The organism is Neomelitea salexigens DSM 19753, from assembly GCF_000422345.1.
Lineage (GTDB): Bacteria > Pseudomonadota > Gammaproteobacteria > Pseudomonadales > Spongiibacteraceae > Spongiibacter > Spongiibacter marinus_A.
In genome coordinates this window covers 50,578-75,261 of record NZ_KE383819.1, presented here as the reverse complement: position 1 = coordinate 75,261, position 24,684 = coordinate 50,578, and the positions used below count along the sequence as shown (strand labels likewise).

Sequence of the window (24,684 nt, the reverse complement as noted above, 5' to 3'; positions counted from 1 at the left end):
CCCTTTTCTTGTCGCTGGCGGCTAATTTAAGCCTTGCCAGCGGCGTCGGATTGCCAATGCTCGCCCCTTTCGGTAACGTTCGCTCACATTTTGTTTGCCGCCTAGGGCGGTTTGTCGTGTATTCAGGAGTGACCATGGCGCAATTCGTCTACACCATGAATCGCGTGAGCAAAGTCGTGCCACCCAAGCGCGAGATTCTCAGCGATATTTCCCTTTCTTTCTTCCCGGGTGCCAAAATCGGTGTGCTGGGCTTGAACGGTGCCGGTAAGTCTACGCTGCTGCGCATTATGGCGGGGGTTGATACCGAGTTTAACGGCGAGGCGCGCCCGCAGCCGGGCATCAAGATTGGCTACCTGCCCCAGGAACCCGAGTTGGATCCGAGCAAAGACGTGCGCGGCAATGTCGAAGACGGCGTGGCAGAGGCAAAAGATGCGCTGGCCGAGCTGGACAAAGTCTACGCCGCCTACGCCGAGGCCGACGCCGACTTTGATGCGCTGGCCAAGCGCCAAGCCGAGCTCGAAGATATTATTCAGGCGACCGATGCCCACAACCTCGATCACAAGCTGGAAGTGGCGGCCGATGCCCTGCGCCTGCCACCCTGGGATGCCGACGTAACAAAAATCTCCGGTGGTGAGCGCCGCCGTGTCGCGCTGTGTCGCTTGCTGTTGTCGAACCCGGATATGCTGCTGTTGGACGAGCCGACCAACCACTTGGATGCTGAATCGGTGGGCTGGTTGGAGCGCTTTTTATGTGACTTCCCTGGCACCGTGGTGGCGATTACGCACGACCGCTATTTCCTCGATAACGCCGCCAACTGGATTCTGGAGCTCGACCGCGGCCGTGGTATTCCCTACGAGGGTAACTATTCCGACTGGCTGGAAGCCAAGGAGCAGCGCCTGGAGCAAGAGGCCAAGTCGGAGGCGTCGCGCAAAAAGGCAATTGCCACCGAGCTGGAGTGGGTGCGCAGTAACGCCAAGGGACGTCAAAGCAAGAGCAAGGCGCGTCTGGCGCGCTTTGAGGAAATGCAGTCGCAGGAATTCCAGTCGCGCAGCGAGACCAATGAGATCTACATCCCGCCCGGTCCCCGCTTGGGCGACAAGGTGATTGAGGTGAATCACGTTAGCAAGGGTTACGGTGATCGCGCGCTGATTAACGACCTCAGCTTCAGTATTCCCAAGGGAGCGATTGTGGGTATTGTCGGCGGTAACGGCGCCGGTAAGTCCACCCTGTTTCGTATGATCAGCGGCAAGGAACAGCCTGATTCCGGCAGCATTGAGTTGGGCGAGACGGTGAAGCTGGTATCGGTAGAGCAAATGCGCGATGCCCTCGATGACAGCAAAACAGTGTGGGAAGCGGTCTCTGATGGCTTGGATGTATTGCGTATCGGCAGCTATGAAATTCCCTCGCGGGCCTATATTGGCCGCTTTAACTTTAAAGGCAGCGACCAGCAGAAGCGCGTCGGTGAGCTGTCCGGGGGTGAGCGCGGTCGGCTGCAATTGGCCTGTACCCTAAAGGAAGGCGGCAATGTGTTGCTGTTGGATGAGCCGTCCAACGACCTCGACGTGGAAACCCTGCGTGCACTGGAAGACGCCATGCTGGACTTCCCCGGTTGCGCGTTGGTGATCTCCCACGATCGCTGGTTCCTCGACCGAATCGCCACCCACATTTTGGCCTATGAGGGCGACAGTGAAGTGGTGTTCTTTGAGGGCAATTACAGTGAATACCACGAGGACTTTGTGGCGCGCAAAGGCAACAATGCTGCCCCCAAGCGCATGAAGTACAAAAAACTAAAATAGTGCTGTTGCCACGCGCGGCGGCAGCAATTGCCCCCGCGCGCCGTAAAAAGCCGCTTTTATTGGTCTAGCGGCCATTTTTACGCTCCTGATATTTGCTGTATCGCGCGGGGTAGGGGAAAATAGCGCCCTCTTTGCCGCCATCACAATTTCAGGAGCTCCCGATGCCTTCACGTAGCGACCTCGCTAACGCCATTCGCGCTTTGAGTATGGACGCCGTCCAGAAAGCCAAGTCCGGCCATCCGGGTGCGCCCATGGGCATGGCCGATATTGCCGAGGTGTTGTGGCGCGACTACTTGCAGCACAACCCGGCCAACCCCGAGTGGGCCAACCGCGACCGCTTTGTGCTCTCCAATGGTCACGGCTCCATGCTGATTTACTCGCTGCTCCACCTGAGCGGTTACGACCTGTCTATTGAAGACCTGAAAAACTTCCGCCAGCTGCACAGCAAAACCCCCGGCCATCCTGAATACGGTTATACCCCCGGTGTTGAAACCACCACTGGGCCGCTGGGCCAGGGCATTGCCAATGCGGTGGGCATGGCCACGGCTGAGAAAATTCTCGCGGCGCAGTTCAACCGCGACGGCCACGACATCGTCGACCACTATACCTATACCCTTATGGGCGACGGCTGCCTGATGGAAGGTATCTCCCACGAGGTATGTTCACTGGCCGGCACCCTGGGCCTGGGCAAATTAATCGCCTTCTACGACGACAATGGCATTTCCATCGACGGTGAAGTGGAAGGCTGGTTCAGCGACGATACCCCCAAGCGCTTTGAAGCCTACGGCTGGCAGGTGATCCCCGCGGTCGACGGCCACGACAGTGATGCCATTGCTGCCGCCATTGAAGCCGGTCGCGCCGAGCCGAACAAACCCACACTGATCTGCTGCAAAACGGTCATTGGTAAAGGCTCGCCGAATAAACAGGGCAAAGAAGAGTGCCACGGCGCGCCACTGGGCGATGACGAAATTGCCCTGACTCGTGAAGCGCTTAGCTGGCCCCACGGCAGCTTTGAGGTGCCTGAGGATGTCTACAGTGCCTGGAATGCTCGCGAGCGCGGCGCCGCTGCCGAGCAAGCGTGGAATGAAAAGTTTGCCGCCTACCAGGCTGCCCACCCAGAGTTGGCCGCCGAATTTGAGCGCCGCGTGAGCGGTGACTTGCCCGCCGACTTTGCCCAGAAGGCCGATGCTTTTATTGCCCAGTGCCAAGACGAAGGTAAAGAAGTCGCCACCCGTAAAGCGTCGCAGCTGTGTCTGGATGCCTACGGCGAGATGCTGCCAGAACTGCTTGGCGGTTCGGCCGATTTGGCGGGCTCTAACCTCACGTGGTGGAAGGGTTCCAAGGCGGTTGAAGCCGACGATGCCAGTGGCAACTACCTGCACTACGGGGTGCGCGAATTCGGTATGTCGGCGATGATGAACGGCATTGCCCTGCACGGTGGTTTTATTAACTACGGCGCGACCTTCCTGGTGTTCATGGAATACGCGCGCAACGCGGTACGTATGGCGGCGCTGATGAAGCAGCGCAGTATCTTTGTTTACACCCACGACTCCATCGGCCTGGGTGAAGACGGCCCCACTCACCAACCGATCGAGCAAATTGCGTCACTGCGTGGCACCCCGAATATGGCGCTGTGGCGCCCCTGCGATATGGTTGAGTCGGCCGTGGCCTGGCGCAGCGCACTGGAGCGCACTGATGGCCCGACGGCGCTGATCTTTACCCGCCAGGGTTTGCCCCACCAACACCGCAGCAGTGCTCAGGTTGCCGCCATTGCTCGCGGCGCCTATGTATTGAGTGACTGTGAGGGCGAGCCCGAGGCCATCATTATTGCCACCGGTTCGGAAGTGAAACTGGCGATGGCAGCCCAGCAACAGCTGGCTGAAAATGGCCGCAAAGTACGCGTAGTGTCTATGCCCTGCGCCGAAGCCTTTGAAACGCAAGATGGCTACTATCGCGAGTCGGTATTGCCTAGCAATGTATTGGCGCGCGTCGCCGTTGAAGCGGCGCACAAAGACTATTGGTACAAGTACGTTGGCCTGGACGGCCGTATTGTCGGGATGGACAGCTTTGGCGAGTCGGCGCCGGCGGGTGAACTCTTCAAGCACTTTGGCATTACCACCGAGGCGGTGGTTGCTGCTGTTGAGGACTGCATAGGCGAATGATTCGACTGGCGATCAATGGCTATGGGCGCATTGGGCGCTGCGTATTGCGGGCGCTCTACGAGTCGCCAATGCGCGACGCCATGCGTATTGTGGCCATTAACGAGCCTGCCGATCTGGACACCATCGCGCATTTAACGCGCTACGACAGCACCCACGGCCGTTTTGTGGGTACGGTGGAAAAAGGTGTCGAGTGTTTGCGCATTAACGGTGACGAGATTGCCGTGAGCCACTGCACCGCGCTGCGCGATGTTGACTGGAGTCGGCACAACATCGATGTGGTACTGGAATGCAGCGGTACCCTCGGCAGTGAGGCCGCACTCCATGAACACCTGGAGCGCGGGGCGCGGCATGTGTTGTTGTCGCAGCCGGGTGAGGCGAGTATTCCGACCTATGTGTTTGGCTTAAATCACCACGGCCTGACCAGCGAGCAGCGGGTGATCTCCAATGCCTCGTGTACCACCAATGGCATTACCCCGGTCATTGATGTGCTACACCAGGCCTTTGGTGTGCGCTCGGGGTGTATTACAACCATCCACTCGGCAATGAACGACCAGCCGGTGTTGGACGCCTATCACCACACCGATCTGCGCAAAACGCGCGCGGCGGGTATGTCTATGATTCCGGTCGATACGGGATTGGCGGCGGGTATTGGTCGCATCTTGCCGGACCTGGATGGCCGCTTCGCGGCGCGGGCGGTGCGTATTCCCACGCACAATGTCTCGGCAATGGAGCTGAGCGTGACCCTGCAATCTCGGGTGTCGCCCAGCGATGTGAACGCGGCCCTGCAAATGGCCGCGCGCGGTCGCTTAAGCGCTGTGCTGGGGGTGAGCGAGGAGCCGCTGGCGTCCTGTGATTTTAACCACGACCCGCGCTCCGGTATTGTCGATGCTGGGCAAACGCGGGTGGCGGACGAGCTGGTGAGTGTCTTCACCTGGTTCGACAATGAATGGGGCTATGCCAACCGTATGTTGGACATGGTCGCACACTGGCTGCAGTAGGCGGCACTGTTAGCGTGCCCCGGGCAATGTTGCTGTGGGTACACAGATCTGCACAAGCAGGCGAGTTTAGTTCGGTAAACGGATAGTGAAACGGGAAGTGTTATGAACGTATTGAAAATGCGTGATTTGGATCTGGCGGGCAAGCGCCTGCTGATACGTGAAGATCTGAACGTGCCCATCAAGGATGGAAAAGTGAGCTCCGACGCTCGTCTGCGTGCGGCCCTGCCAACCTTGAAACTGGCGTTGGAAAAAGGGGCCAAGGTGATTGTGATGTCTCACCTCGGGCGCCCGACTGAGGGTGAGTTTGAAGAAAAATACTCAATGCGCCCTGTGGCCGACTACCTCAGTGATGCCCTCGGTCAGCCGGTACCGCTGGTAGCCGATTGGCGCGACGGCGTAGAGCTGGAGGCCGGGCAGCTGGTGCTATTGGAAAACGTTCGCTTTAATGCCGGGGAAAAGAAAGATGATGAGTCCCTGGCCAAGGCCTATGCCGCGCTCTGCGACATCTTCGTCATGGACGCTTTCGGCACGGCCCACCGGGCGCAGGCGTCGACTCACGGCGTTGCCAAGTTTGCGCCAACGGCCTGTGCCGGCCCGCTGTTGGCCAATGAGCTGGAGAATTTGGAAAAGGCCTTGGCTAACCCTGCGCGCCCGATGGTTGCCATCGTCGGTGGTTCAAAGGTTTCCACCAAGCTGACCGTATTGGAAACACTTTCTGACAAAGTGGACCAGCTGATTGTTGGTGGCGGTATCGCCAACACTTTCCTGGCGGCGGCGGGTTACAACGTCGGTAAATCGCTTTGCGAAGACGACCTGATTCCACAGGCAAAAGCGCTAATGGAGAAGTGCGATATCCCGCTGCCCAGCGATGTAATGACCGGTAAGAAGTTCGACGAGAACGAGCCGGCAACATTGCGCCCAGTGGAAAATGTCGGCGACGACGACATGATTTTTGATGTTGGCCCGGTGACCGGCTCAGTGCTGGCGGCCATTCTGCGTCAGGCCGGTACCATTATTTGGAACGGCCCGGTGGGTGTATTTGAATTCGACCAGTTTGCCGATGGCACCGAAGACATTGCCAACGCGATCGCTGAGTCAGACGCCTTCTCAATAGCGGGTGGCGGCGATACGCTGGCGGCGGTAGATAAATTTGGTATTGCCGACAAGGTGTCCTACATTTCGACCGGGGGCGGCGCCTTCCTCGAATATGTTGAGGGCAAAGTATTACCGGCAGTTGCGGTACTGGAAGAGCGCGCCAAGTAAGCGCGCTCGCCGATCAATAATTCATATTTAAAAGACTGAAAAGGGAACTCACATGGCACTTATCAGCATGCGTCAAATGCTGGATCACGCCGCAGAATACGGCTATGGCGTACCGGCATTTAATGTCAATAACCTGGAGCAAACCCGCGCCATTATGGAAGCGGCGAGAGAAACCGACAGCCCAGTGATCATGCAAGCCTCGGCTGGGGCGCGAAAGTATGCTGGCGCGCCTTTCCTGCGTCATATGATTCTTGCGGCGATTGAAGAATTCCCGGAAATTCCCGTAGTGATGCATCAGGATCACGGCACCAGCCCCGCCGTTTGTCAGCGCTCGATTCAACTGGGCTTCAGCTCCGTAATGATGGACGGCTCGCTGCGTGAAGATGGCAAAACGCCCTCCGACTACGACTACAACGTCGATGTTACCCGCACCGTTGTTGACATGGCTCACGCCTGTGGTGTTTCCGTTGAGGGTGAGTTGGGTTGTCTGGGGTCGCTGGAAACCGGGCAAGCCGGTGAAGAGGATGGCGTCGGCGCAGAGGGCACCTTGTCTCACGAGCAGATGCTTACCGACCCCGAAGAAGCCGCTGACTTCGTTGCCAAAACGGGTGTGGATGCGCTGGCTATTGCCTGTGGTACCAGCCACGGTGCCTACAAATTTACGCGTCCGCCCACTGGCGATATTCTGGCGATCGACCGTATTAAAGCTATCCATGCGCGTATTCCCGACACGCATTTGGTCATGCACGGCAGCTCCAGCGTTCCCCAGGAGTGGCTGGCGATCATTAACGAGTTCGGCGGTGACATTCCCGAGACATACGGTGTGCCCGTTGAGCAGATCGTCGAGGGCATTAAATACGGTGTGCGCAAGGTCAATATCGATACCGATTTACGCCTGGCGTCCACGGGTGCGGTGCGTCGCTTTATGGCGCAAAACCCCAGCGAGTTTGATCCGCGCAAATACCTGAAAGAAACCATCAAGGAAATGAAGGCAATTTGTGTGGCGCGCTACGAAGCCTTCGGCACGGCCGGCAATGCCTCCAAAATTAAACCTGTTAGTTTGGAAGCGATGTTTGGCGAGTATGAGTCGGGTCGCTTGAACCCAAACATTAAATAATCGCGGAGCGCATGGCGCACTGGTGATTAAAAAGCCCGGTACTGCCGGGCTTTTTTTTGCCCTTTATTTTGTCCCAGCAGACGGGGCACACTAGGGCCCGCTAAAAAGGATAAATCTAAGGACCTTGCTATGCCGTGGCCCGATAATATCGACCAAGAAAACCTTCCTTCGCTCAGCCCCTTGTCGCTGCAATCGACCGTCAACAGCCAGCCCTGGCTGCCGGAATACTGTGCTTACTATGGTATTGACCTTGAAAAGGACTACGCGGGTTTGCGCCATTACATTGGCTATTTCGAGGCGGAGGGAGAACGCATTGCCACGCAGGTATTTAAGTTGCCCAACGCGCAGCGCACCGCGTTTGTTTATCACGGCTACTACGACCATGTTGGTCTGTTCAATAATGTGATCAATTACTGCCTGAAACACGGTTGCAGTGTGGTGGCCTTCGACCTGCCGGGCCATGGTTTGTCCAGTGGTGAGCGGGCATCGATAGACAGCTTTTTTCGCTACCGTTCTGTATTGCGCGCCGCCTTCGCGGCGGTGGCCCCTTTCGAGCTGCCACAGCGACGCTTTGCCATGGCCCAAAGTACGGGTTGCGCCATTGTCGGCTCGCATATTCTGGATGGCGGTAGCGATGACTTTGAGCAGGTGATTTTAATGGCGCCGCTGGTGCGCCCACGCGCGTTTTGGTGGGGCAAGCCCGCACACAGTATCTTAAAGTATTTCCTTCACAGTCTGCCGCGGCGCTTTGCCGACAATTCTGACGACCAGGCCTTTTTGGAGTTCTTGCGTGAGCGCGATCCGCTTCAGCCGCGCATATTGCCGGTAGCCTGGGTAGGAGCGTTGAAAAAGTGGTTGCCGTGGTTTCACGCTCAGCCCGCTTGTGACTGCCCGGTATTGATCCTGCAGGGCGACGCCGATGACACGGTGGATTGGCAATACAATTTGCCGGTGTTGCGTAAAAAATATCGTCGTCTACGAGAAGTAATGATCCCGGGGGCGCGCCACCATTTGGTGAAGGAGGGCGAGCAGTATCGCGCGCAAATTTGGCAGGCCTGCGACGAGTTTTTGTTTGCCGACAGTCGCGATAAAAAAACGGAGCCGTGAGGCTCCGAAAGAGGGTATTGAGATAAGTCGATAGTAAGACCGGGTGGAAATCTAAAAAGTTCCGCTTACATCATGGTTTGTGCAATGCCTTCAATATCCAGGGTCATTTGTACCGTGCGCGACGCGGGACCCAGATCAAAGTCGATGCCAAAATCCTTCAGGGCGAATTCAGTGGTGCCGGTGAAGCCTTGGCGGTAGCCGCCCCAGGGATCTTTGCCGCCGCCAATTTCTGTCACATCAATACTAATTTCACGAGTTACGCCGTGTAACGTCAGCTGGCCTTTCAGTTCGGCTTTCCCGTTACCCTTAGGGATAAATGCAGTGCTTTCAAAGCGGGCCTGAGGATACTTCTCGACGTGAAGGAAGTCCTTGCCGCGCAAGTGCTTGTCGCGTTCGGCATGGTTGCTGTTGACGCTGGCAGTATCAATGACAACGGTCACATCGGAGTCTTCGGGCTTTTTGGGGTCGTAGCTAAAGCGGCCTTCGAAGTCGTCAAAGCGACCGTGCAACCAGCTGTAGCCCAAGTGCTTGATCTTAAATTGAATGAAGGCGTGGGCGCCGGCGGTATCGATCTTGTATTCGGTGGCGTGAAGGTTGCCGCTGAGGCTAATGAGCAGGGCGGCGGTGAGTGAGAGTAAGGTTTTCATACATACATCCTCTGTTATTGAGTGGTGAGCCAGTGCTGAAACTACTTCGACCGCAAGTCCGGTGCTTGGTTGGCAAGACCGAGCATTTTTTTCAGGGTGTTGTCGCGGTTGTAAAAATGGTGCTTGAGGGCCGCCAGTGCGTGCACACCTGCCAGCAATACAATGGCCCAGGCAAGAATCTCGTGAATCTCGCCGGCGACGTCTTCTTGGTTGGGCAGGTCCTGTACGGTAGCTGGCACACTAAACCAATTAAACACCTCGATGGCACGCCCGTCGGCGGTTGAGATCAGATAGCCAGCAAGCATCATCACAACCAGCATGGCATACAGGCCATAGTGGGTGAGGTGTGCGCTCAAACGCTCCCAGCGCGGGCTATTCGGTGGGCCCTGAGGTGTGGGGTTGGTCGCGCGCCACAGCAGGCGAAAGACCAACAGCGCCAACAGGATAAGGCCGATGCTTTTATGAATATGGGGGGCGCGCTGGTACCAGGTGTCATAGTAGCCGAGGTCACGCATCCACAAGCCGAGCCCGAACATGGCGAAGATGGCCAGGGCCATGCCCCAATGTAAGGCGATGCTTACCCAGCCGTAGCGGGTGCTGGTGTTTCTAAGGGGCATAAGGCTCGCGTCTCCATACGATAACAATACGCCCAGTATAGATAGGGTGAGCTGATAAAAAAGCGGATTTATCTGCGTTAATTTATCAGCTATTTCGATACATTAACGACCGGCGAGCAAATTGGCGAGGCGGTCTACCTCGGCCAAGTCGGCGCTGGCGGGCACCAATTGAATTTCGTCGCAACCGAGTGCTTCAATGGCGTCGAGTCCGTCGAGTATGGCCTTCGGGTCGTGCATGCGCATGGTGGCGGCGACCTTTTCCGCTTCGGCGTCGCCGAAAATTTTCAGGTAGTCGAAAACATAGTCGCGCAGCGCCTGCTCACCATTGTCGGCCAGAGAGTACCAGAAGCCACCCATGCGATAGGGTTTGTCGGGGCGCTGGCTGTTTGCCCAGGCTTGGTCGGCAGCCTTGAAAAAATAATCGATCAGCCCGGCGTCGCCGTCCATGGCAAAGCCATACAGGCCATCGGCCCACTTGGAAACGCGGTCGATACTTTTGGGGCCCATCGCGCCGGCGAGAATAGGCGGCCCACCCGCTTGCACGGGCTCGGGGCCAATCTCGTCATAGTCCTCGATTTGCTCTCCCCGCCATACCCGTTTCATCAACGCGATTTGATCGTCCATGCGTTGGAAGCGGCCTTTCATACTCGCGCCGAGTGCTTGGTAGTCTTTTTCACGACCGCCCACGCCCACGGTGAGCGTGACGCGACCCTCTGAAAGAATATCCAGAGTGGCAATTTCTTTGGCGGCTTGAACCGCGCTGTGCATGGGCAGCACATACAGTGCCGGGATAATGCGCACGCGCTCGGTACTGGCCGCTGCGAAAGCCAGGATGTTGCGCATTTCCATACTGTAGCCTGTGATGCGCTCACCGCATGACAAGCTGTGGAAGGGGCCTTGGTCGATAATGCCGCACCAGTCTTTAAAGGTTTGACGGCTCAGGCCGCGTTTCATATAGGGAAGGCAGACGCCAATTTTCATTGCTGTTCTCTTATCGTGTTTTTTTACCATTCTAGGCGGATGAAGCACTTAGCGACTCACCCAGAAAGAGGATGCTGTGAATACGCTAGTCTGCGCCTCGATGGCGTGCGATGATCCGGAAAACGGTGGAGGCTTTATGAGCGAATCAATTATCTACGCCTTTATTTTCGATGGGCGAGGCGGCGCGCGGGCAATTACGCGAGAGGAAATTGACCTCTGGAAACCCGAGCAGGGCGTGCTCTGGGTGCACGTGGACTACAGCCACAGTGACACGCGCTCGTGGTTATCAGCCTTCGCGAGCCGTGACGATATTACGTCGCTGGATGATCTGGCGGTTGCCGCGTTGCTGGCAGAGGAAACGCGGCCCCGCGCGGCGGCCCACAATGGCGGTCTGTTGATGGCGCTGCGCGGCGTTAATATGAACCCCAATGCCGACCCCGAAGATATGGTGTCGGTGCGTATATTTGCCGACGCCAATCATATTATTAGCTCGCGAAAGCGGCGCTTGCTGTCGATGGACGATGTGGTTGGTCGGTTTGCGCGTGGTGAGGGCCCGTGTTCTAGCGCGGAGTTTGTGGCATTGCTATGTGAGCGTTTGGTTAGCCGTATGGCCGGGCCAATAGAGGAAGCTGAAGATAGCGTGGACCTGTTGGAGGAGTCACTGCTGACCACGCCGCGCGCACGACTCAGAAATCAACTCAGCGACTTGCGTCGCCAGGCAATATCACTGCGCCGTTACCTGGCGCCCCAGCGAGAGGCCCTGAACTGGATATTAAGTGAGCGTGTCGCCTGGTTTGATAATGATGCCCGGGCCACGGTGCGTGAATCCGGTGATCGCTTAGCGCAGTATATTGAAACGCTCGACAGTGTTCGTGAGCGCGCGGCCGTTACACAGGAAGAATTGGTTAATCAAATTTCCGAAGAATCGAACGCGCGTATGTATGTGCTGTCCATTGTTTCCGCGATCTTTTTGCCGCTCGGTTTTGCTACCGGCTTATTAGGAGTAAATGTTGGCGGGATTCCGGGGGCGGATAATCAGCAAGCCTTTATGCTATTCGTTGGCATGCTAATAGGCGTAGCGGTTTTGATGTTGGTGTATTTTCGGTATAAACGCTGGCTTTAATCATTATTAATGGGAATTCAACACAATAATCACGCTATTGTTGGTTAGGGCATCGATATTAGGTTTATTTATTGCGAGCGCTGATTGATAATTAAGTGAAGGTTTTTGTATGACACAACTAATATTTAGTTACGTGTTTTTTTCATTCAATGATTAGTTAAGGATATCTTATGGATATTGCAAAACTTCAGAAGCAGCTCGAAGCGGAGCATAAAGCGCTTGATCAAAAGTTCAAGTTTATTTCAGATCTGCAAGCACTGATGAAAAAGCACGGCCAAACTGCCGAAGGCCTGCTGGAAATTTTGAATGAAACTGAAGCTGCCGCACCTAAAAAGCGCGGCCGTAAACCCGCTGCTGCTAAAGCCGCTCCCGCCGCTAAAAAAGCGGCTGCTAAGAAGCCTCGCAAGAAGCAAGCCGCGCGTCCACTGCGTAAGTTTAAGCATCCAAAAACCGGTGAAATTGCAGAGACCCGTGCGCCACAGGTTGATAAAAAAATCCGTGGTTGGGCAACTGAGCTGAAGACTGACTGGCGCAAGCTGGAAGTTTAAGTCCGTCGCTTAAGCAGAATTAAGCCATTTTGCTTGATAAAAAAACCGCCTTAGGGCGGTTTTTTTGTTTAGGGCGTTTGCACTTCTGTTGTCACACTGAGCAAGTTGTCGAGCTGGCATCTAAGGGTGTCGCCATTTTGCAGTGGCCCCACGCCTGCGGGGGTTCCCGTCAGCACAATATCACCGGGCTGCAATGTGAAGCTCTGGCTAATGTCGGCAAGTAATGCATCGATGGGAAAGAGCATGTCGCTGCAGTGACCCGATTGCTGCAGTTCACCGTTGCGATGCAGCTCAAAACGCAACTCTTGCCAGTTGGGGATACTGGCCGCCGGAACAAATGCCGACAGCGGGCAGGCACCGTCGAACGCTTTGGCTCTCTCCCAGGGGTGACCTTTGGCTTTTAGTTCTGACTGAAGTTCTCGCAGAGTGAGGTCGAGCGCCAAGCCGTATCCCGCTATCGCGGCCAGGCAGTCTTCAGGTTTCGCTTGGCTTAACGTTGAGCCGATCAGCAGGGCGACCTCTAGTTCGTGGTGGCATTCACCCTTGTCCTGTGGAAGCGCTATTGGCGCCTCTAGGGCAGCCAGGGCGCTGGCGGGTTTGATGAAGAGCAGTGGCTGCTCGGGTACCGGGTTATTCAATTCCTTGGCATGAGCCGCGTAGTTGCGGCCCACGCAGACGATTTTTCCCAGCGGCATTTCCAGCGGGCGACCATCGATAAAACGGTGTTGCGAATACATGATAAAGCCCTTTTAGTCGAAAATTTTTCCAGGGTTCATCACACCGTTGGGGTCAAATACCTGCTTCACGTGACGCATCAGGGCAATTTCCTCGGGGCTGCGTGAGTATTGTAGGTAGTCTTTTTTCAGCAGGCCGACACCGTGTTCGGCCGATACGCTGCCACCGAAGCGTTGCACGATATCGAACACCGCCAGGCTGACCTTGCCACATTGCTCAAAGAATTCCCTTTTATCCAGGTTGTCTGGCTTGAGAATATTCAAGTGCAGATTTCCGTCGCCAATGTGTCCAAACCAAATGATCTCAAAATCCGGGTATTCGCTATTTACGACATTCTCGACTTCGCTGAGGAAGTTGGGGACTTTTGAAATGACCGTGGAAATATCGTTTTTATAGGGGGTCCAGCGCGAAATGGTTTCGGAGATATCCTCGCGCAGACGCCACAGGTTTTTTAGTTGCTCAAGGCTTTGGCTCATTACGCCATCGAGTACCCAGCCTTCCTCTACGCAGGCTTCGAATAAGGCCATTGCCTGCTCTTCGGTTTCGTCGTTGAGTTTTTCGAATTCTAGCAGGGCGTAGTACGGGCAGGTCGACTCGAAGGGGCGCGGCAGTTTGCTGTGCTCAACGACTTTTTGTAGGGCCTGCTCAGAGAAAAATTCGAAGGCCGTCAGGTCCATTTCTGATTGAAAACGGTTGAACAGATTCATGATGCCATCGAAGTTCTCAACACCCAGTACAAAGGCGGTGAGGTTTTTCGGTTGTCGGGTTAACTGCATCGTTGCTTCGCAGATCAGTCCTAGGGTGCCCTCGGCGCCGATAAACAGCTGGCGAAGGTCATAGCCAGCATTGTTTTTAAGCAGGCCGTTGTTCAATTCCAGTATTTCGCCAGCGCCGGTGACAACGGTCAGCCCGGCAACCCAGTCGCGGGTCATGCCCCAGCGAAGAACCTTGATACCGCCAGCGTTCGTGGAAATATTACCGCCAATCTGCGAGGAGCCTGCAGAGGCGAAGTCGACGGGGTAGTAGAGGCCCTGCTCTTCGGCGAAGTGCTGCAGCTGCTCGGTAATCACGCCAGCCTGACAGCGCACGGTGCGGTCGATGGCGTTAAAGTCACTGAGCTGGTTCATATAGTCGAAGGAGATAACCACTTCGCCGTTGGCAGCCACCGCGCCGCCGCTCAGGCCGGTGCGACCGCCACTTGGCACAACTGCTAGCTGTTCGGCGTTGGCCAGTTTAACAATGGCTTGAACGTGCTCGGTACTACGCGGAAAAACGACCGCCAGTGGCGCGGGCTCCCAGGCCTTGGTCCAGTCTCGGCCATGGCTGTGAAGGGTGTCGGCGTCGCAGCGAACTTTGTCTTCGCCAACAATGGCTTGAAGCTCAGCAATTACACGCTCTGGAGAGGAATGGAGATTGGCGGAAGACATGGCAAATTGCCTCGGAAATTGACTACAGGAAAAGCGTTTTATGATACCATATTGCGCTTTCATATTTCCCCTCCGAGAGCACATCCCCGATGGCAAAAACCTCCCTAGACAAGGCCAAGATTAAATTCCTTCTCTTAGAAGGTGTTCACCAGTCCGCCGTAGACGCACTCCACGCCGCTGGCTACAGCAACATCGACTATTATCAGAAGGCCCTGCCCGACGACGAGCTAAAGCAAAAGATCGCCGACGCCCACTTTGTCGGCATTCGCTCGCGTACCCAGCTGACGGCTGACGTGTTTGATTCGGCGAAGAAATTGATCGCGGTGGGTTGCTTCTGTATCGGCACAAATCAAGTAGACCTCAAAGCGGCAACCGAGCGCGGTATTGCGGTGTTCAATGCGCCGTTCTCCAACACACGCTCGGTCGCCGAGCTGGTGATCGCCGAAGCGATCCTGCTGTTGCGCGGCATTGCTGAAAAGAACGCCGCTGCCCACCGTGGCGAGTGGATGAAAAGTGCTGTCGGCTCTTATGAAATTCGCGGTAAGCGTCTGGGGATTATCGGCTACGGCTCCATCGGCATGCAGCTTTCGGTTATCGCGGAAGGCCTGGGCATGGAGGTGTGCTTTACCGATGTTGTGAACAAGCTGCCACTGGGCAATGCCGTTCAAGTGAGCTTGGGTGAATTGCTGGCGACCTCCGATATTGTCAGCCTTCACGTGCCGGAAACGGCGTCCACGCAGGATATGATCGGGGCCAATGAGCTGGCTCAGATGAAGAGCGGCGCGATCCTGATCAACGCTTCGCGCGGTACGGTTGTCGATATTGATGCCTTGTGTAACGCGCTGAGCGATGCCCGCTTGTCAGGCGCTGCAATCGATGTATTCCCCGAGGAGCCGCGCGGCAATAACGACGAGTTTGTCTCGCCGCTGCGTGAATTCGACAACGTTTTCCTCACGCCGCATATCGGTGGTTCAACGGTAGAGGCTCAGCAAAATATTGGTCTGGAAGTGGCCGATAAGCTGGTGAAATACTCTGACAATGGCACAACAACCTCGTCGGTTAACTTCCCTGAAGTGGCGCTGCCGGCCCACCCAGGCAAACACCGTATTCTGCACGTGCACCGCAACGTGCCGGGTATTCTTAGTGCCATTAACCAAATTTTCTCTGAGAACAATATCAATATCTCTGGTCAGTACCTGCAAACCAACGACCAAGTGGGTTACGTGGTCATGGATCTAGATAAGGACTCTGGGGCGCTGGCTCAAGAGAAGCTGTCGCAGATTCCCGACACTATCCGCTGCCGCTTGTTGTTCTAAGTCAGCGCAACGATGGCTGAGCTAGAGCGGCTAGAGGCGCTGCTGGATAAAACGGCCCTGGTGGCGCTGAGCTACTTTGATGTAGACGGCGCCGCATTGCAGCAGCGGGTGTTGTCGGGCAAGGTCGTGCGGGTAACGCCCAGCGACGGCATTACCCTGCGCCCGGCTCAGGGCGAGGAATTTACCCTGCCCTCGTCCATGTCGCCGTGGTTTATTGCGCCGCCAGGTCAATACCGCGATGGCGCTGGTCACGCTGTCGACAACCCGGATTATCTGGTTACATGGAATGTGTATCGCTGCCAGGATAAGGATAAGCCCGAGGGCGAGCACCAGTGGTGGGAGTGGGTTGCCAATACCCAGCCACCCACGGTGGGCAGCTGATCTTTTTCGCCACTGCCAAAATGCCAATTGAGCTGTTTTGCCATAGGTCTGCGCAAGCCACCTTTCTATACTGAGCGCTTATTCGCACAGCTAGAAGGACGCGGCCATGAAACTCGGCTTACATTTGGGCTACTTTCAAAAGCAACCCACAGATCGCTTTATCGAACTTGCACAGGCTGCGGAAAACCTCGGCTTTGACTCTGTGTACACGGCGGAAGCCTACGGTTCTGACTGTTTTACCCCCTTGGCGGCGATCGCTGCAATGACCTCTAAGATTCGACTGTGTACTGGCGTTATGCAGATTTCTGCGCGTACCCCGGTGTGCGCGGCGATGTCGGCGTTAACCCTCGACCATATTTCCAACGGTCGCCTGTGTTTGGGCGTGGGGGTATCGGGGCCGCAGGTTGTTGAGGGCTGGTATGGCCAGCAGTTTAAGCGCCCTTTGGAGCGCACGCGCGAGTGGTTGGATATCTTCCAGCAGGTCATCGCCCGTGAGGCTCCGGTGGAGTTCAGCGGCAAGCAGTACAACCTGCCCTATAACGGGCCGGATAGCCTGGGCCTGGGCAAACCCCTGAAGAGCATTACCCACCCGCTGCGCAATAAAATTCCGGTATTTCTCGGCGCCGAAGGGCCTAAAAATATCGCCCTCGCGGCAGAGCGTTTCGACGGCTGGATGCCGATATTTGTCTCGCCTTACCGTATGGATATCTTTGAAGAAAGTCTGGCAAATAAGCCTGAGGGCTTTGAAATTAATGCCATGGTGAATTGCATCATCAACGATAACCTCGAGGAAGCGATGTTCCCGGGCAAGATGACCATGGCACTTTATCTCGGCGGCATGGGCGCCCGCAAAGATAACTTCCATAAGAACTTGATGGGGCGCATGGGCTTTGGCGATGAAGCCGAAAAAGTGCAGGACCTGTGGTATGAGGGTAAGCACGAAGAGGCGATCAAAGCCGTGCCGGATGCCCTGGTGGATGAAATTTCCCTGGTGGGTCCGAAAGCGCGAATTAAGGAGCGCTTGCAGGACTGGAAGAAATCGCCGGTAACCAGCCTAATGATCGGCCACCGCGATCACTTTGAGACATCGATTGAAACCATGGAGTTTTTAGCTGAGGCGGTTCTCTAAGGCCGCCTGTTCAACCTATCCCCCGCCACCGGCCGGGTGGTGGGGCGCTTCTTGTCCACCCCTCCTTTACAGCCGCAAAGATCCATAACGAAAGCATTGTGTTTTAGTGTTGCTGTAGTTAGGCTACATATGTGCGCCGCATGTTATGGCGCGCCATAACAATAATGAATAATGACAGATGGTACTCACTATGCGTATGTTCTCCTGCCTCGGCCGGGGCCTGTTGCCCGGCTGCGTGTTGCTGCTAGGCGCGAGCCCGGCATTTGCTCAACAGGCGCCAGTTGCCGCCAAGGAAAAAATGGGCGGTACTATCGAAGAGGTCCTGGTAACCGCCCGTAAGCGCTCGGAAAACTTGCAGGAAACACCGGTTGCGGTCACCGCGATGAGCGGTGACGACTTGCGTGCCCAGGGCATTTTGAGCACCACCGAGTTGAGTAAATCGGTGCCCAGCTTGCAGATTAACGACAGCACATCGGCGCAGATCTTTATTCGCGGAATTGGTCAGCGGGCACCGATGGCGCGCTTTGACCCCTCGGTGAGTGTTTATCTGGACGGCATATTTATCCCGCGCCCGGATGGCCAGCTGCTGGATACCATCGACGTGGACAGCGTGCAGGTATTGCGTGGCCCTCAGGGCACGCTATTTGGCAAGAATAACACCGGTGGTGCCCTTGTTTTCACGCTGAGCAAACCTGAAGATGTTGCCAGTGGTTATGTGGAGGGCGGCCTGGGTAGCTACGGTGAGAATCGGCTGCGCGCGGCGGTAAATATGCCGGTCAGTGAGGACTTCCTGACTCGCCTATCGGTGAATAGCCACCGCCGTGACGGCTTTCTCGAGGACCGCAGTATCGGCGATACTCAGTCCATTGACCGGCTCTCGGCCATCTTTCAAACCCGCTGGCTTGCCAGCGATAGCCTGACACTGGATACCCTGACCTTCCTCGGTAAAATTCGCGAGCGCTATCCCACCTACCACTGCAAAATTGTCAATGATGATGCCTTGTTTGTTGATGGCCTCGGTCTGCTGTGGCCGGGCGACACCGACCCGAGCAACCCCCGAGCGTATCGCGACAACTGCGAAGCGAATGACCGGGATAAGCTGCCCGATTTGGTCACCAATCAGGGCGATCAACAGTATCAAGTTAAAGATCAAGATGTTGTGCTGCTCGGCGCCACGGCAGACTGGGAACTGAATGCCGATCACAGTATCAAGGGCATTTTTGGCTACCGCGACGCGGTGAAAGGTGGACCCCAAAGCAATGCGGATGAAGGCGGCCCGGCGCCATTTTTGCGTGGCATTGTGTTGGGTGACAGCGACCAGGAATCGCTGACCTTAGAATTGCAATTTAACGGCCGACTATTCGATGGCGCGGTAGACTACACGGCGGGCCTGTTCTGGCAAGATGAATATAAGAACGAGCGCTTTATGGTCGGCAGTCCACTGGTCGGTGCCGATTCCACGTCCTTGGCGCAGCTGCTGGCCGGGCAAGTACCCAATCCGGCATTGGTCCCCCCGGGTGGCACTAACCCTCCGGTGCTGGGCGCGCTGGTGCCGCTGGCAACGGTTCAGGATTTTGAAATATTCGGCGAGACAGCGGCGGCTTTTGCACAAGCAACTTGGCACATCACCGAGGACTGGGAGCTAACCGTCGGCGGCCGCTATACCGAAGAGAGTCGCGACTCCGAACTGGCTACACGCGAAGCCGACCTGGCCGCGGTGTCTACCGCCTTAACCTCGGCTGACCCGCGTTTTGTGCCGGTCGAGCCGTCGATGGGTATTCATACTTTCCTGGGCACGTGGTCTCAGGACCCGCTGAGTATTGCCCAGGATATTCTGCGAGAGGCCTACCCCGATATCATTGGTGCGCCGCTAGGCGCTGCCAAAAACTACGAAACCAGCAGTACCTTCAAGGAGTTCACGCCGATGGCATCAACCTCCTGGGTGCTGCCGGAGTCGCTACTGGAAAATACTCTGGTGGACTCCGCCATGGTCTATGCCACATGGAGCAATGGCTTTAAGTCGGGCTTTCACGAGCCCAGCGGGGTCGATGGCTTGGCGGTGGTTGAGCCAGAGTTGCTGGAAAATCGCGAAATCGGCTTCAAGATAGACGCACTGGAGCGGTCGCTGCGCTTCAATGTGGCGCTGTATTCCATGACCTTCGAGAATATGCAGCTGATTACCGTGAGCGTGGACTCGGCCAATTCGCTGATCGTCACCTCGCAAAATGCCGGGGAGTCGACGATAGAGGGCGGCGAAATGGAGCTGACCTGGCTGCCGACCATGAATACACTGATTACCTTGAGCTACAGCAATAACAACTACAGCTTTGTGGAGTTTGAAGACACGGCTCTGGCACCGTTGGCAGTGGCGGGCGATAGCGTTGCAATCGATCGCAGTGATGAAGAGTTTGCGGTGTCGCCGAGGAAAACGGCGGCACTGGGTGTTCAGTACACCTTGAATACCGAGGTGGGGTTATTCACGCCGCGCATTGACCTGAGCTACAAGGGCGAAGTGTACATGGGCTTGGATGACGCCTCTTGGGATGTTGCCAAGCGCAACCCGGGGCTGGTGTATGCCGACGACTATATGTTGGTCGACCTGCGCTTGAGCTGGAGCAATCGCGAGAACGACCTGAACATTGCCGCCTATGTGAAAAACGCCACCGACGAGCGCTACGATATTGGTGCCGTGGCAACGGGTGAATCGCTGGGTACCTATGCTCAGGCGCTGGGGGATCCCCGGTTTTACGGTGTGGAAGTCTTCAAGCGGTTTTAAGCGAATGCTGCCGCCTGCGCTGGGCGAGGCGGCGCCAGGGTTTAATTATTGCTGGTGGTAGTCCAGGCACAGTGTCACTTCATCCGCGGCGCCGAGGATCACGGGGACGCGCTGGTGGATGTGCTCAGGCTGAATGTCGAGAATATTCCCGTCGGGGGTGCACACTTTGCCACCGGCTTGCTCGACGAGTAGTCCCATTGGGTTCGCCTCGTACATCAGGCGCAGTTTGCCGGCCTGCTCGGGTTTGCGGGCGTCCCAGGGGTAGCAGAACAGACCGCCGCGACACAGTATGCGGTGCACATCGGCCACCATCGCCGCGACCCAGCGCATGTTGTAGTTCTTGCCTCTGGGGCCTTCGCTGCCCTGTAGCAGTTCACCAATATAGCGCTGCATAGCGGGGTGCCAGTGGCGCTGGTTGGACATATTAATGGCGAATTCTTTGCACTCCCTGGCAATGCTGACCTCGGCTTCAGTGAGCAGATACTCACCCGATTTCGGCTCGTAGGTAAACATCACCACGCCTTTGCCTACGGTCAATACCAGCATCACGGATGGCCCGTACAGCACATACCCCGCAGCCAATTGCTGGCGGCCCGGCTGCAAGAACTCGGCCTCGCTAACGGCGCCTTCGCCACGGCTGCCGAGCACGGAAAAAATGGTGCCGACCATGCTGTTTATATCGATATTTGACGAGCCGTCCAGTGGATCGAACGTGACCAAGAATTCGCCATCATTGTGGGCGGCGACGACCTCATCTTCCTCTTCAGAGGCAATGCCGCGCACGCTGGGCAATGCCGACAGTGCGGTTTTAATACGCTCGTTGGCGATCACGTCCAGCTTCTTTTGCTCTTCCCCTTGAACGTTCTCTGCGCCAGCGGCGCCGAGAATATCGTTCAACGCACCGCCGGACAGGTCGTCACGGATAGCGCGGCTGACCTCGGCAATCGACAAAATCAGTTGTGCCAGTGTCGCTGAAGGCGCGTGAGAGGAAAGGTAGTCAGAGAGGTTCTGGCGGGACATATCGGGAGCATCCGGTCGGTGTGGTGGCAAAGCAGCTATTATGCCAGTGGGGGTGCATCAGGAACAGTGTGTTGCACAGGCGGAATTGCTGTTCTAGCTTCAGGGAGAAAGGTCGCGTCGCAACAGGGAGGTTGTCGAGATGCGTGGATGGATCATTGTCGGACTAACGGTATCACTGCTGTCTTTGGAGGGGGCCAATGCAGCGGATTGGCCACAGTGTAAAAGTGCCAAGCGAGAGGCGGTGCGTTTGCAGCAGGCCTTGCGCGATGGCCGCAAGTTAAAGGGCTATAAAAGTGGCGCCGCTATGAAGCGGGCGCGGAAAAGCCGGGACAACTGGCTGCGTAAGAACTGCCGCTATCATTCCCGCCGATTGCGGGAGGTGGAGCGCAGCATGATGTGAGCGCTAATAAATGATGCTGTGCATCAAGTAGCTAAGAATGGTGGTCGCGCCCAAAAAGCTGCAATCGATAAGGGCGACCTTACGATTTTTGGCCTGCACCCGGCGCAATAGCCAGGCGACGCTAATATAGCTGCTTAGGCAAAGTATCATTGTGCCAGACGGAAGTAAGCCCTTGTGCAGTAACATGACCAGTACCCCGACCATCCAGCTCTGTAGCAAGCAGGCGCTAGCCATTGCCGGCAGCGACGATTCCGGGCCAGTCGCTTTGTCGCCGAGCCCCTGCTCTAAACGCCAGGCGTCGCCGAATACTCGCGGTGAATACCAGATGTAGCCGAGCAGTAAACTAAGGAGAAAGGCACTGGCTGCGGCGCCTGGGTGGAGGTCAAAAATCGACATGGGGCTTGGGTCCGTACCGCAAGAGTTATCATCACGACTGGGTGTTGATGTAGAGTGTAGTCTGTACTGTTGAGAATACGAACCACGATGTGGTTTTTCATTCAGGCTGTTAATCAGGGAGAGAAAAATTAATGCGACTCTTTTCGTTACTGTTCGCCGCCATTTTGGCCTTGTCGGGCGTGAGCCAATCACTGGCCGCCGAGAAAATTCAGCTGCCGGACGACCTTGGGACGGCGATGTTGTACAAGGCCAAGCGCAGTGACGCCCCCGCAGTCGTTGTTGTGCACGAGTGGTGGGGCTTAAATGATTACGCGCGCAAGCGCGCCAAGATGCTTGCTGAGGCGGGCTATACAGCCATTGCTGTCGACATGTACGGCCACGGCAAAACGGCGAGTCACCCAGAAAATGCCACAGCCTTTATGAACGCGGCACTCGCTGAGCCGGAAAAAATGAATGCCCGCTTTGACGCGGCAGTGGCCATTTTGAAGCGGCAAACCAAGGGCGACATCTATGCGATTGGCTACTGCTTTGGTGGAGCGGTGGTGTTGAATCAGGCGCGCCGCGGGCTGGATTTGGCTGGAGTGGCGAGTTTTCACGGTAGCTTGGGCACCGAAACCCCAGCGCAAGCGGGTGTGGTGAAAGCCAAGGTGTTGGTGGCCACCGGCGGCGCTGACCCAATGGTGCCCGCTGAGCAAGTCGGTGCTTTTGTTGAGGAAATGTCTTCTGCGGGGGTGGATTTGCAGCTGATGAGTTTCCCTGGCGTCCAGCATAGCTTTACCAACCCCGGTGCCACGGCCGTCGGTAAAAAATACGGTTTGCCACTGAGTTATGATGCCAAGGCCGACAGTCAGAGCTGGGCAGCCTTGATGCGCATGTTGGAAGACTAAGCACGGCGATGGCCGGTTCGCGTTTATACAAGGTGCGCAACAGCCCTGTGCATGGCAAGGGCTTGTTTGCTCGCAGGGCTATTGCCGCCGATACCGTGATTGGCTGGTGCGAAACGGCGCCAACAATAGAGCCGGGTTTGCACACCCTGAGCCTGGCCGATGGCCGCGATGTGGATGTTTGCTGCTCCTTGAAATACATCAATCACGGGCGGCCGGCCAATGTGATCTACTATGACGACTTTAGTGTGGTAGCGCTGCGAGATATCGCCCCAGGCGAAGAGTTGCTGCACGACTACGGGGATGACTGGCCCTAGGCCGCTCATCCGCCAATTTCCCCGCCTAATGCCATTTGTTTATGAGTGATAAAGAGAAGTCCCTGCACCGTATTAAAACCGGTGGCTTTTCGCGCCGCCTGGAGTTATCCAAAGTGGGACTGCGTTACGGCAGCCGAGCTTTGCGCCAGTCGCTGCGCGAGCGCTTTTCCAACGATGAGGAGGCCGCCCTCGCCCAGCGCCGCGAGAACATTGAATTCTTTATCGCAGAGCTGGGTAAATTGAAGGGCAGTGTGGTGAAAATTGGCCAGGTGATGGCCACCTATGCCGATTACTTAATGCCGCCAGAAGTTGCTGAAGCCCTGCATTCACTGGAAGACGACACGCCGCCAATGAGCTGGCGGGCGATTCGCAAGGTGTTGGAAAAAGAGCTGGGCGAAGAGCGCCTTGCTGAGCTGGATATCGACACCGAGCCGCTTGCCGCCGCCTCGCTAGGCCAAGTGCACAGGGCCGTATTGCGCAGCAGTGGTGAACAGCTGTGCGTGAAGGTGCAGTACCCCGGCGTGGATAAAACTATCGACGCCGACTTCCAGGCGTTGATGGGTCTGTTGAAACTGTCTCGGCTGCTGGATGCCACGCGTAACATTGATGACTGGTTTGGTGATATCCGCCAGCTCTTGCACAAAGAAGTCGATTACGAGCAGGAAAAACGCGATCTCGATTTCGCCCGCCAACGCCTGACTAGTGAAGCGCGCTATGTGGTGCCCGGCAGTTACGATCGCTATTGCACTCAGCGTGTGCTCACCATGAGCTATGAGAGTTCGCTGGGCGTGGCTGCTTGCGACGTCGAGGCATTGTCGCAGGCGCGCCGCAATGCGTTGGGCGAGGCGCTGCTTAGGCTATTTCTTACCGAGCTGTTTCGCTGGCAGCGCATGCAAACTGACCCCAATTTTGGCAATTACCGCGTGCGTATTAATGACGATGGCAACGACCAGTTAGTGCTACTGGATTTCGGCGCCATGCGACTGTTGCCGCCGGACTTCGCTGAGCGTTTTTGCGAGATGATGCGTGCCGCTTACCGTCGCGATCGCGAGGTGTTCCGTCAGTGCAGTATTGACCTGGGTTTCATGAAAGAGCACTTCCCGGACAGTGTGCTGGATAACTTCGTGGACATCGGTATGGATATCGGCGAGCCGCTGCGCTCAGCCTCCCTGGCCCCGGATGAGGCGCGCAGCGCCGACGGCCTTTACGACTGGCGGCGCAGCAACCTTCCTAAACGCATTGCCAAGCGGGCAGTGGCGGCCTCCATCAGCACTTATTTTGCGTTGCCCCCTAAGGACTTCCTTTACGTTATGCGTAAACTCATGGGTGTCTATGCCCTGATTGCGCAGTTGGATGCGCATTTTGACGGTGAACCCGTATTCCAAGAGTTTTTGTAGTGGTGTTTACTAACGCGTTGTAACGCTCGCGACCAGTGGCTTCGGGCGCTTGAGCGGTCTTTACTCTTGAACTTTTCGACTATTAGGCATCTAATAAGCAGTCGGTATTTTTGGGCCCCCGCGAGGGAGGCCGTAACCAGTGAGGAG

At 56.3% G+C, this 24,684-nt stretch carries 23 protein-coding genes; 16 read left to right on the top strand and 7 right to left on the bottom strand.

The window, feature by feature from the left end:
* Positions 1-134: 134 nt before the first annotated feature.
* The 6 genes from ettA (at position 135) to H573_RS18640 (ending at position 8,443) form a co-directional block, all read left to right on the top strand.
* Positions 135-1,796, top strand: coding sequence for an energy-dependent translational throttle protein EttA (gene ettA / locus H573_RS0116030; RefSeq protein WP_027875150.1), 1,662 nt, complete (start codon positions 135-137; stop codon positions 1,794-1,796).
* A 161-nt stretch (positions 1,797-1,957) separates the two neighbouring features.
* On the top strand, positions 1,958-3,958 hold the full coding sequence (tkt, locus tag H573_RS0116025; RefSeq protein ID WP_027875149.1) for a transketolase: 2,001 nt from the start codon (positions 1,958-1,960) through the stop codon (positions 3,956-3,958).
* Positions 3,955-4,956, top strand: a complete 1,002-nt coding sequence (locus tag H573_RS0116020) for a type I glyceraldehyde-3-phosphate dehydrogenase (RefSeq protein ID WP_027875148.1) — start codon at positions 3,955-3,957, stop codon at positions 4,954-4,956. Before tkt ends, H573_RS0116020 begins: the two co-directional genes overlap by 4 nt.
* Before the next feature lie 102 nt (positions 4,957-5,058).
* On the top strand, positions 5,059-6,219 hold the full coding sequence (locus H573_RS0116015; RefSeq protein WP_027875147.1) for a phosphoglycerate kinase: 1,161 nt from the start codon (positions 5,059-5,061) through the stop codon (positions 6,217-6,219).
* 52 nt (positions 6,220-6,271) lie between these two features.
* Positions 6,272-7,336: a class II fructose-bisphosphate aldolase gene (gene fba / locus H573_RS0116010; RefSeq protein ID WP_027875146.1), complete on the top strand. Its 1,065-nt coding sequence runs from the start codon at positions 6,272-6,274 to the stop codon at positions 7,334-7,336.
* 129 nt (positions 7,337-7,465) lie between these two features.
* Positions 7,466-8,443 carry an alpha/beta hydrolase gene (locus H573_RS18640; protein WP_051171385.1) on the top strand — a complete coding sequence of 326 codons (978 nt, stop codon included), beginning with the start codon at positions 7,466-7,468 and terminating at the stop codon, positions 8,441-8,443.
* A gap of 65 nt (positions 8,444-8,508) precedes the next feature.
* Here H573_RS18640 and H573_RS0116000 read toward each other — a convergent pair whose 3' ends face one another.
* The 3 genes from H573_RS0116000 to H573_RS0115990 all read right to left on the bottom strand — a co-directional run bounded on the left by H573_RS0116000 (position 8,509) and on the right by H573_RS0115990 (position 10,688).
* On the bottom strand, positions 8,509-9,090 hold the full coding sequence (locus H573_RS0116000; RefSeq protein WP_027875145.1) for a YceI family protein: 582 nt from the start codon (positions 9,088-9,090) through the stop codon (positions 8,509-8,511).
* 41 nt (positions 9,091-9,131) lie between these two features.
* On the bottom strand, positions 9,132-9,707 hold the full coding sequence (locus H573_RS0115995; RefSeq protein WP_027875144.1) for a cytochrome b: 576 nt from the start codon (positions 9,705-9,707) through the stop codon (positions 9,132-9,134).
* A gap of 102 nt (positions 9,708-9,809) precedes the next feature.
* On the bottom strand, positions 9,810-10,688 hold the full coding sequence (locus H573_RS0115990) for an LLM class flavin-dependent oxidoreductase (RefSeq protein ID WP_027875143.1): 879 nt from the start codon (positions 10,686-10,688) through the stop codon (positions 9,810-9,812).
* A 136-nt stretch (positions 10,689-10,824) separates the two neighbouring features.
* Here H573_RS0115990 and H573_RS0115985 point away from each other — a divergent pair, with 136 nt between their 5' ends.
* Positions 10,825-11,811: a zinc transporter ZntB gene (locus tag H573_RS0115985; RefSeq protein ID WP_027875142.1), complete on the top strand. Its 987-nt coding sequence runs from the start codon at positions 10,825-10,827 to the stop codon at positions 11,809-11,811.
* A 170-nt stretch (positions 11,812-11,981) separates the two neighbouring features.
* Positions 11,982-12,359 carry a hypothetical protein gene (locus H573_RS19625; protein ID WP_027875141.1) on the top strand — a complete coding sequence of 126 codons (378 nt, stop codon included), beginning with the start codon at positions 11,982-11,984 and terminating at the stop codon, positions 12,357-12,359.
* A gap of 68 nt (positions 12,360-12,427) precedes the next feature.
* Here the strand turns inward: H573_RS19625 and H573_RS0115975 are convergent, their stop codons facing one another.
* Together H573_RS0115975 and H573_RS0115970 are read right to left on the bottom strand one after the other, a co-directional pair.
* Positions 12,428-13,096 carry a fumarylacetoacetate hydrolase family protein gene (locus H573_RS0115975; RefSeq protein WP_027875140.1) on the bottom strand — a complete coding sequence of 223 codons (669 nt, stop codon included), beginning with the start codon at positions 13,094-13,096 and terminating at the stop codon, positions 12,428-12,430.
* A gap of 12 nt (positions 13,097-13,108) precedes the next feature.
* Entirely contained in the window at positions 13,109-14,521 is a 1,413-nt protein-coding gene (locus H573_RS0115970; RefSeq protein ID WP_027875139.1) for an FAD-binding oxidoreductase, read from the bottom strand.
* Between the two features lie 89 nt (positions 14,522-14,610).
* On the opposite strand from H573_RS0115970, the gene serA reads away from it, so the two are divergent.
* The 4 genes from serA to H573_RS0115950 all read left to right on the top strand — a co-directional run bounded on the left by serA (position 14,611) and on the right by H573_RS0115950 (position 20,123).
* Positions 14,611-15,837 carry a phosphoglycerate dehydrogenase gene (serA, locus tag H573_RS0115965; RefSeq protein ID WP_027875138.1) on the top strand — a complete coding sequence of 409 codons (1,227 nt, stop codon included), beginning with the start codon at positions 14,611-14,613 and terminating at the stop codon, positions 15,835-15,837.
* Between the two features lie 12 nt (positions 15,838-15,849).
* Positions 15,850-16,218, top strand: a complete 369-nt coding sequence (locus H573_RS0115960) for a hypothetical protein (RefSeq protein ID WP_027875137.1) — start codon at positions 15,850-15,852, stop codon at positions 16,216-16,218.
* Positions 16,219-16,324: 106 nt separating this feature from the next.
* Complete coding sequence (locus tag H573_RS0115955; protein WP_027875136.1) at positions 16,325-17,347, top strand: LLM class F420-dependent oxidoreductase; 1,023 nt, start codon at positions 16,325-16,327, stop codon at positions 17,345-17,347.
* 190 nt (positions 17,348-17,537) lie between these two features.
* Positions 17,538-20,123 (top strand): TonB-dependent receptor, encoded by a 2,586-nt coding sequence (locus H573_RS0115950; protein ID WP_234701888.1) that lies wholly within the window; start codon positions 17,538-17,540, stop codon positions 20,121-20,123.
* Between the two features lie 45 nt (positions 20,124-20,168).
* On the opposite strand, the gene H573_RS0115945 is transcribed toward H573_RS0115950, so the two are convergent.
* Complete coding sequence (locus H573_RS0115945; RefSeq protein WP_027875134.1) at positions 20,169-21,143, bottom strand: class 1 fructose-bisphosphatase; 975 nt, start codon at positions 21,141-21,143, stop codon at positions 20,169-20,171.
* Positions 21,144-21,282: 139 nt separating this feature from the next.
* On the opposite strand from H573_RS0115945, the gene H573_RS0115940 reads away from it, so the two are divergent.
* A complete protein-coding gene (locus H573_RS0115940; protein ID WP_027875133.1) occupies positions 21,283-21,543 on the top strand; it encodes a hypothetical protein in 261 nt (86 codons plus the stop codon).
* A gap of 3 nt (positions 21,544-21,546) precedes the next feature.
* On the opposite strand, the gene H573_RS0115935 is transcribed toward H573_RS0115940, so the two are convergent.
* Positions 21,547-21,939 (bottom strand): DUF1761 family protein, encoded by a 393-nt coding sequence (locus tag H573_RS0115935; RefSeq protein ID WP_027875132.1) that lies wholly within the window; start codon positions 21,937-21,939, stop codon positions 21,547-21,549.
* 131 nt (positions 21,940-22,070) lie between these two features.
* Here H573_RS0115935 and H573_RS0115930 point away from each other — a divergent pair, with 131 nt between their 5' ends.
* The 3 genes from H573_RS0115930 to H573_RS0115920 are packed head-to-tail and all read left to right on the top strand — an operon-like array spanning position 22,071 to position 24,537.
* Positions 22,071-22,826, top strand: coding sequence for a dienelactone hydrolase family protein (locus H573_RS0115930; RefSeq protein ID WP_027875131.1), 756 nt, complete (start codon positions 22,071-22,073; stop codon positions 22,824-22,826).
* An 8-nt stretch (positions 22,827-22,834) separates the two neighbouring features.
* The gene (locus tag H573_RS0115925; RefSeq protein WP_027875130.1) at positions 22,835-23,140 is read left to right on the top strand and encodes an SET domain-containing protein; all 306 of its coding nucleotides are present in this window, start codon (positions 22,835-22,837) and stop codon (positions 23,138-23,140) included.
* 41 nt (positions 23,141-23,181) lie between these two features.
* The gene (locus H573_RS0115920) at positions 23,182-24,537 is read left to right on the top strand and encodes an ABC1 kinase family protein (protein WP_027875129.1); all 1,356 of its coding nucleotides are present in this window, start codon (positions 23,182-23,184) and stop codon (positions 24,535-24,537) included.
* Positions 24,538-24,684: the final 147 nt, after the last annotated feature.